The sequence below is a fragment of the Falsigemmobacter intermedius genome (genome assembly GCF_004054105.1).
GTDB classification, from domain to species: domain Bacteria; phylum Pseudomonadota; class Alphaproteobacteria; order Rhodobacterales; family Rhodobacteraceae; genus Wagnerdoeblera; species Wagnerdoeblera intermedia.
On record NZ_SBLC01000069.1, the window covers coordinates 1 to 7,454 of the forward strand.

7 protein-coding genes and 1 pseudogene are annotated in these 7,454 nt (G+C 60.1%); 6 read left to right on the top strand and 2 right to left on the bottom strand.

The annotated features are described in order from the left end of the window. Positions 1-106: 106 nt before the first annotated feature. The 3 genes and pseudogenes from EP867_RS18395 to EP867_RS20335 form a co-directional block, all read left to right on the top strand. A pseudogene (locus tag EP867_RS18395) lies at positions 107-827 on the top strand (IS5 family transposase); the annotation flags it as partial. 30 nt (positions 828-857) lie between these two features. Then, a complete protein-coding gene (locus EP867_RS18400) occupies positions 858-1,160 on the top strand; it encodes a transposase (RefSeq protein ID WP_241656967.1) in 303 nt (100 codons plus the stop codon). Continuing rightward, on the top strand, positions 1,160-1,909 hold the full coding sequence (locus tag EP867_RS20335; protein ID WP_241656968.1) for a DDE-type integrase/transposase/recombinase: 750 nt from the start codon (positions 1,160-1,162) through the stop codon (positions 1,907-1,909). Before EP867_RS18400 ends, EP867_RS20335 begins: the two co-directional genes overlap by 1 nt. On the opposite strand, the gene EP867_RS18410 is transcribed toward EP867_RS20335, so the two are convergent. Then, positions 1,842-3,068: an IS110 family RNA-guided transposase gene (locus EP867_RS18410; RefSeq protein WP_128490915.1), complete on the bottom strand. Its 1,227-nt coding sequence runs from the start codon at positions 3,066-3,068 to the stop codon at positions 1,842-1,844. The genes EP867_RS20335 and EP867_RS18410 overlap by 68 nt on opposite strands. A gap of 183 nt (positions 3,069-3,251) precedes the next feature. Here EP867_RS18410 and EP867_RS18415 point away from each other — a divergent pair, with 183 nt between their 5' ends. Next, positions 3,252-3,482, top strand: a complete 231-nt coding sequence (locus EP867_RS18415; protein ID WP_206616381.1) for an integrase core domain-containing protein — start codon at positions 3,252-3,254, stop codon at positions 3,480-3,482. On the opposite strand, the gene EP867_RS18420 is transcribed toward EP867_RS18415, so the two are convergent. After that, the gene (locus tag EP867_RS18420) at positions 3,471-4,712 is read right to left on the bottom strand and encodes a Mob protein (RefSeq protein WP_128490916.1); all 1,242 of its coding nucleotides are present in this window, start codon (positions 4,710-4,712) and stop codon (positions 3,471-3,473) included. The two genes, EP867_RS18415 and EP867_RS18420, sit on opposite strands and share 12 nt — an antisense overlap. Positions 4,713-5,888: 1,176 nt before the next feature. Between EP867_RS18420 and EP867_RS19950 the strand changes: the two genes are divergently transcribed. Beyond that, positions 5,889-6,692: a recombinase family protein gene (locus EP867_RS19950; protein WP_164888947.1), complete on the top strand. Its 804-nt coding sequence runs from the start codon at positions 5,889-5,891 to the stop codon at positions 6,690-6,692. Between the two features lie 21 nt (positions 6,693-6,713). Further along, positions 6,714-7,454, top strand: a 741-nt coding sequence (locus tag EP867_RS19955; protein ID WP_174722356.1) for a zinc ribbon domain-containing protein, incomplete at its 3' end; no start/stop codon positions are given.

Below are 7,454 nucleotides of genomic sequence, written 5' to 3' on the forward strand. Positions count from 1 at the left end.
ACGCGCCGAAAAGATCCAAAATACCCTCTTGCGCAAGGGGCGGTTATACATGATGCACAAATCCACTAGGATTCAATGTCTTGTGTGATCGTGCTACCCCTTTGGCATGAGCTATCGATCCACTCCCCGCTACAAGACGACCAACTGGCATGCTTATAACCATGCGCTGAAGCAACGCGGCTCCCTGACGGCATGGCTTGATACGGATATGCAGTGGGCCGCACAGCCTTCAGGCAAGCGGGGCCGTCAGCAGATTTACAGTGACGCTGCCATCCAAGCCTGCCTTACCTTAAAGGTTCTTTTCGGATTGCCGCTTCGTCAGACCACGGGGTTCATGGAGAGCCTTTTGGCTTTATCGGGGCTGTCCTGGTCGGTGCCCGACTTCAGCACATTGAGCCGACGACAAAACACGCTGAATGTGGCGATCCCCTACCGTGCAAAAGAGGGCCTGCACCTCTTGAGCTGACAGCACGGGGATCAAGGTTGAGGGTGAAGGTGAGTGGCTACGCCGCAAGCATGGCGGCTCTAAACGCCGCATCTGGCGGAAGATCCATATCGCCGTTGATGAACAAACATTGGAGATTTGTGCCGTTGAAGTCACTTCCAGTGCCATCGGCGACGCGCCAGTTTTGCCTGACCTGCTCAATCAGATTGCCCCGCAAGAGCAGATCACATCCGTGACAGCAGACGGCGCCTACGACACCCGGTCTTGCCACGATGCCATTGCCGCCAGAGGTGCTGCCGCGGTCATACCGCCCCGCAAAAATGCTCGCTTATGGAAACCCACAACCGACGGTGTAATGACCCACGGATTTTCTGCTCAGGCTATAGTGGAGTAAATAGCCATGAGTATGACGATGGAAGACAGCATCAAACGTTGGACTGCGAAGCGCAAAACCGCACTGGTGATCGAGATCATCCAGGGCAAGACGACGGTGGCCGAGGCCAGCCGGTCCTTCGACCTGAGCCCTTCCGAGATCGAAAGCTGGGTCGATGATGCCAAGAAGGGGATGGAAAATTCCCTCCGCGCGAACCCGCTCGATATCCGCGAGCAATACGAGAAGCAGCTGAAGGACCTGCAGGAGGCCTACGGCGAAGCAATGCTGGAGCTGCGGGCGAGAAAAAAGCTGCAGGCCTTGCTGGGGCAACAGGACGACTGATGATCCTGAAGCTTCATCAAGGCCTTAGGGAAGACGGCCTGCAGGTGTCCATCTCTCAGCTTTGCACGTGGTTCGGCGTGGCGCGGCGGTCGGTCTATTATCGCCCGACCAAATCCGCGCCCCGCGTGAACCCGGCGTTCGCCGAGCCGATCAAGAAGATGATCGAAGAACAGCCGTCCTTCGGTTATCGAACTGTCGCGTGGCTCTTGGGCTTCAACAAAAATACCGTGCAGCGGATATTCCAGTTAAACGGCTGGCAGGTGCGCAAGCGGGCCATTGGCATGCGGCCCCGCATCCAAGCTTTGCCCTCAGTGGCCAAGGCCCCCAACGAGCGCTGGTCGACGGATCTGTGCCGCGTTTGGGCCGGCAGGGACGGCTGGGCCTCTCTGGCGCTGGTCATCGATTGCCACACACGCGAGCTTTTGGGTTGGCACCTTTCGCGCACCGGCAAGGCCACAACCGCTGCCTGCGCCTTGGAGCACGCCCTGATCGCCCGCTTCGGGACGCTGGGCCGCGTGAACCAAGAGTTCCTTCTAAGGTCAGACAATGGCTTGGTTTTTACATCCCGCCATTACACGGCCTTGGTCCGCAGCTATGGCCTGAAACAGGAGTTCATCACACCGCACTGCCCGCAACAGACGGATGTAATTGAACAGCCCCTTTCTTCGCCACTCGCTATTTTTATGTCGCCATATCTCCCCTCTGCGAAGGCGGGCTACGCTTCCGCGTGCGTTGCCAGTGTTGCATAATCCGCCGATAGGCCTGCTCGGCATGTTCCGCCACAGCACGATCCGCCCTCCTCAGAGCCGGATGGTTATAGTCATACGCAGTGCCGCGTTGGCCACGTCGCGCCTCTGCTCCCGCCGCAAGCTCCATCTTGCGTATTTTGCGCGCGAGGAGTGTCGGACGGCCCCAGGCATAATCCTCCTCCTTTGACAGCATGTGCCAGATCAATACGGCCAGCTTGCGGGCAACTGCGACGGCGCCAACATGGGCTCCGCGCCGTGCCTTGATCCGCTCGTAAAAGGCACGAAGAGGGCCCGGGCTGCGCACTGTCTGCCAGGCCGCTTCCACGAGCAGGTGGCGGGCATCGCTGCGTCCGCGCTTGGTGATCCGCCCGTGATGGGCAGGACCATCTCCGGATTGCCGCACGCTGGCATTCAGTCCGAGGCAGGCGGAGAGCTGATCGGCGGATGGAAACCGGTCGATCCGGCCGATCGCCGCCATGACCCCGACCGCGACGACCATGTCCACGCCGGGGATCGTCATCAGCCGTCTGACAGCCGCGTCCGGTATGGCGGCGCGGGCAATGTCTTCCTCTACCACCCGCTGCGCTGCTGTCTGGCGGTCATACTCTTCGATGTGCCGCGTGATCGCGGCTCTCTCGTCTGGTGGCACCTCCTGCGCCAGAACCCACGCGCGCCCCTTGGCCCCGAAGATGTCCTGATGCGGACAGCGGGGGATCAGATGGGCGTGCAGGATCGACTGCACGATGGCTTTCAGGCGCACGCGGCTTTTGACAAGCTGGTTACGCCGTGTGACCTGCCGGCGTCTGGCCTGTGTCGCGGGATCGGGGATCCAGACTTCGGGCAGGAACCCCGCGGCATAGAGTTGCGCCAAAACGCGGGCGTCGATCTTGTCTGTCTTAGTCTTTGCCCGCGCAATCAGGTGAACCTGCAAGGGATTGGCCACGACAACCCGCGCCACCTTTGGCGCAAGGATATCGACGACAGCGGCCGCATTGCCGGTGGCTTCGACAATCACGTGATCCGTCGGCAGAAGGCGCGCGGCAAAAGCCTGCAGGCTCTCCCGTGTCATGTCGACACGACCCAGCCGTCGCGCCGTCCCGTCTTCTAAAACCATCGCCTCCGCGAAGATGCGATGGATATCCAGTCCGATAATGCGCATGTGACATCCTCCTCACATCAAAGAGGGAGCAGGCGGGCACGCGGCATTTACAGATCCGTGCTCGCGGCACATCCGGGCGAGCCGCAGGGGCGACCATATAACGGCACGGGCTCTCAGCCCATTGTTGTAGCTCGGTCTGCCCGCACTCACGTGCTCCCGATGCCCCAGGTCCCGGATGCCAGTATGATAGCAGATCCGGGCGCCGGAGGCATCGATGGGATCATGCCAGATAATGGCATGGTGGAGAGGCTGATCCGCACCCTGAAGGAGCAGTGCACCCACCGCCACCGTTTCGAGAGCATCCAGCACGCCACCCGCGTGATCGCGGACTGGATATCCTTCTACAACAACCGACGGCCTCACCAGGCGCTTGCAATGCGCACGCCCGCTGAGGCATTCAGATTAGCAGCATGAACTGAGCAGAAACCGCTGGGTCATTACACCGACGGCATTCGTCAGATCTTCCTCCCGCGCGTCCAGCGCAGCTGCACGCCGCTGCAAAGCCTGTTCCTTTCCCTCCAACGCCTCTTCGCGGGCGTCAAGTTCAGCCTCCCGCTCTGATGCGGCCTCGATAAGCTCCTTCCGCATCATGCTGAGGTCTTTATCCACCCGCCCCAGCTCGGCGGCTTCATCCTCCAGCTTCTTGGCAACCTTGACCTTGTGTTTGGCCTCCCTTTGGCGGGCGGCATATTGCTTGGTGCTCAGGCGCTCCTGACGCGGGCCGTGGCGCAGGAAGCCACAGGGCAGGCCCACCGCATCATAATAGTCGTCCTGCGCCCTCTGCATAGTCGCAAGGTAAACTTCCTGATCGCCGGCCTTGCCCCGTGCCAGACGACCCGCTTTCAGATGGGCATGATTGCGCTGCCTCCAGTCCGCCATCATCGCCTCATTCTCGGCCTGAAGCTTGGCACGGGCTCCCTCCCAGGCGTCCACAGCCGCAGCATGGCGGAGATCGTTCTTCGCCTGTGTCGTCCGGTTTTTACTGGGCTTCGGCTTTTTCGGCTGCAGCGGCAGCGGGGCAAGCTCGGGCTTATCCAGACTTTTGATTGCGTCGCTCTCATGGGTTTCGCGATATTCAGCCGCTGCCTTCTTACCGACATGCAGCTTATTCGCGTCCATCTTGGGGTCGGCGTCATTGTAGGCGAGGATATGGATATGAAGATGGCTCTCGTCGGTATGAAGGACTGCCGTGTGAACAACACCCTCCGGCATCCTCGCCCTGAAGTCCTTCATCACCTTCGCCGCCCAGAGCTTAACCTCATCACGGTAGGCTGCGGGATCGGCAAGGAAGGCCGCGCTCGTGACCGGATGCGAATGGACCTCAGTGTAAAGGGTCGCCGCATCGCTGCGTAGGGCGCGGGTATAGGTGCCGCCCCCTTTGGTATTGACCGTCTCCGTCAGCGCCGCCACCTTCATCCGTCTTTGAGCGATGAACTCATCGATAGGGGTGCAGTTGACGAGCTGCAGGTAAGGGCGCGGGTTTTCAACATGCTGGCAGTAATCGGGGGTGCGACGGGCCTCCTCCTCGATCTGCTCAGCCGTGTTGAAGTGATCAGCCGTCTTGCGCACCTTCTTCGGCGCTTGGGAATAGGTCTCGATGTGGAAGAACTGATAGGCCATGGCATCGCTCCATTCGCGGGACATGGTTTCTCAGTTGTGGGCATTTTCGGACAAAACCTAAAGCTTTCTGACCCGAGCCCTTCCTTTCTGGTGGATAACCCCCTTCACCCTATCGCACTGATCCGACGCTATTTTCTTAACCGCATCTTTTGCATCGGACCCAAGCTACCTGCCGTTTCCCCATATCTCACTGCCCTTGCCACCTCTCCTGCCCCCAACCTCCTTGATGAAGCAAAGCCTGTGCGATGAGCACAGGCCCACCGGTCAGATATGACCGGCTCACCAGCGCGCAGGATTGGCGCGTCTGAGCCGGACCGATGGTCCGGCCTTTACGCTCATCAGTTTCAAAAGGGTGCTAATCCTTACCCGTCTTCGACCCGCTGTTTGTTTGATTGTCGTAATCTGGGCCGGTCCCAAAAATGGACCGGGAAGGAGGTAGCCCCAAAGCTACCTACAAAGACAGACTGTATGTAGCTAAAGCTACTTCCAGCTGCCCCTAACGCCGGGGAGGCGCTCCGTCGGGCCCTTCGGTCCCAACTGCGTGTCAGCCACAGGCCGCCTTTGCATAGGAGTAGCCCGTTGGGCCACTCGGGAAGAAGGGCTGCCACTGGCAGCATAGCACCAAGTGGAGGTCTGGCGTTACGGCCAAAATCCGGATTTTGCACCAAGCGTCACAGCCTCCAACCACGCCCCCTCTCTTGGACCTCAAAATGTCAGCACGCTGACAACAAGGCATTGTTTGCACTAAACTATTTCGCAAACTGCCATAGTGCGGGGTTATCCACATAATCCCGCAGCGCCCACGCCATATCCGGCGCTTTTCCTCTCCCAACCCGTCAGGTCTCGCCCATATGCTTCAGTGAGGCCATCACCTAAGGCCACACGCTTTGCCTATGACGCCCCAACCGCATCACCGCAGCCGAGACCACCTCGGCCAGCGATCGGGAGAGATTTGCCGCCATGACCGAGGAGCCGCAGAAGCAGTTGAGAGAGGAGGACACGGCCCCCCGCCGCTGCCCTCTCTCTCGCTGCCTGCGGGAAGGGAACCCAACCTCCCCCTTGCCAAAGATGAGGACGAACCCCATCCTTTGCTCATCGCGCTGGTTCAGGCTATGGCCCGTAACGCCGCGCGGAAGGATTACGCCGCCTCGCAACGGGGCGATGATGACTGATCCCATCTCCCCCGACCGGAGCTCTCCCATGACTCGCGCCGTGATCTATGCCCGCTATTCGACCGATCATCAGTCGGAAGCGTCCATCGAAGACCAGCTGCGGATTTGCCGCCGTCTGGCCGAGACACGTGGTTGGACCGTCGCGGGCACCTATGCCGATGCTGCGATGTCGGGGACAGTCCTTCAACGGCCGGAGTTCCAGCGCCTGATCGCAGATGCAGGCAGAGGACGCTTTGACGTCGTCGTCTCCGAACGACTGGACAGGATCAGCCGTGACCAGGAACATGTGGCTGGCTTCTACAAACAGATGGTCTTCCTCGGCATCCCGCTGGTGACGGTGGCGGAGGGCGAAATCAACGAGCTGCATATCGGCCTCAAGGGAACGATGTCCGCCCTCTTCCTCAAAGACCTTGCCATCAAAACCCATCGTGGCCTCGAGGGGCGCGTGCGCGAAGGTAAATCCGGCGGCGGGCTTTCCTACGGATACCGCGCCGTGCGGCACTTGCTTGAGAATGGCGAGGTCCAGCGTGGCGACCGCGAGATCATCCCAGCCGAAGCAGCGGTCATCCAGCGGATCTTTAAGGAATACCTCGCAGGCCACTCCGCCCGCGAGATCGCATCGAGCCTCAATGATGACGGCATCCCTGCACCTGACAGCGCCAAAAACATCGGCAGCTGGGGGCCTTCGACCATCAGCGGCAATCATAAGCGCGGCACCGGCATCCTGAACAATGAACTCTATATCGGGCGCCTGGTCTGGAACCGGCTGAGCTACATAAAAGACCCCGCCACCCAGAAGCGGGTGTCGCGTTTGAACCCGCCCGAGCAATGAATCATCACCGAGGTGCCGGATTTGCGCATCATCAGCGATGATCTCTGGGAAGCCGTCAAACTGCGGCAAGCGGAGATGCGCGAGTTGATGAACCTCGGAACCGGAGATGGCCCGCACCGCCCTGAGCGGACACGGCGGCCCGACTATTTGCTCTCGGGGCTGATGCGCTGCGCCTGCTGCGGAGCGGGCTACACCTTGATCAACAAAAACCGCTATGGCTGCGCGGCCTCACGGACCAAGGGAAAATCTATATGCACCAATCGCAGCACCATCCTGCGGGAAGAGGTGGAGGCCCGCGTTCTCGAGGGCCTTCAGAAAAAGCTGATGCATCCCAAACTGATAGCAGCGTTTGTAAAAGAATATGTAAAGGCTATGAACGAGGCCGCCGGAGCCCAGACGGCTGCTTTTGAGAAAGCACGGCGCGATCTGGTCGCCACCCAGAAGAAGATCGATGGGATCGTCGATGCCATTGCCGACGGCATGTATCATCCGTCGATGAAGGCGAAGATGTCCGCATTGGAAGAGACGAAGGCACGCCTGACGGCTGAACTTGCCGACCAACCCGAGCCCCCTGCCCTGCGCCTCCACCCGAGCATGGCAGCGCGCTACAGCGAAGAGGTCGAACGGCTGTCGGCCGCCCTTTACGACCAGGGCCTCCGGTTTGAAGCCTCAAACATCCTGCGCAGCCTCATCGATGAGATCCGGATGATCCCTGATCCGATCACGCCTGCGAAGCATGACATTGAACTTATTGGTCATTTG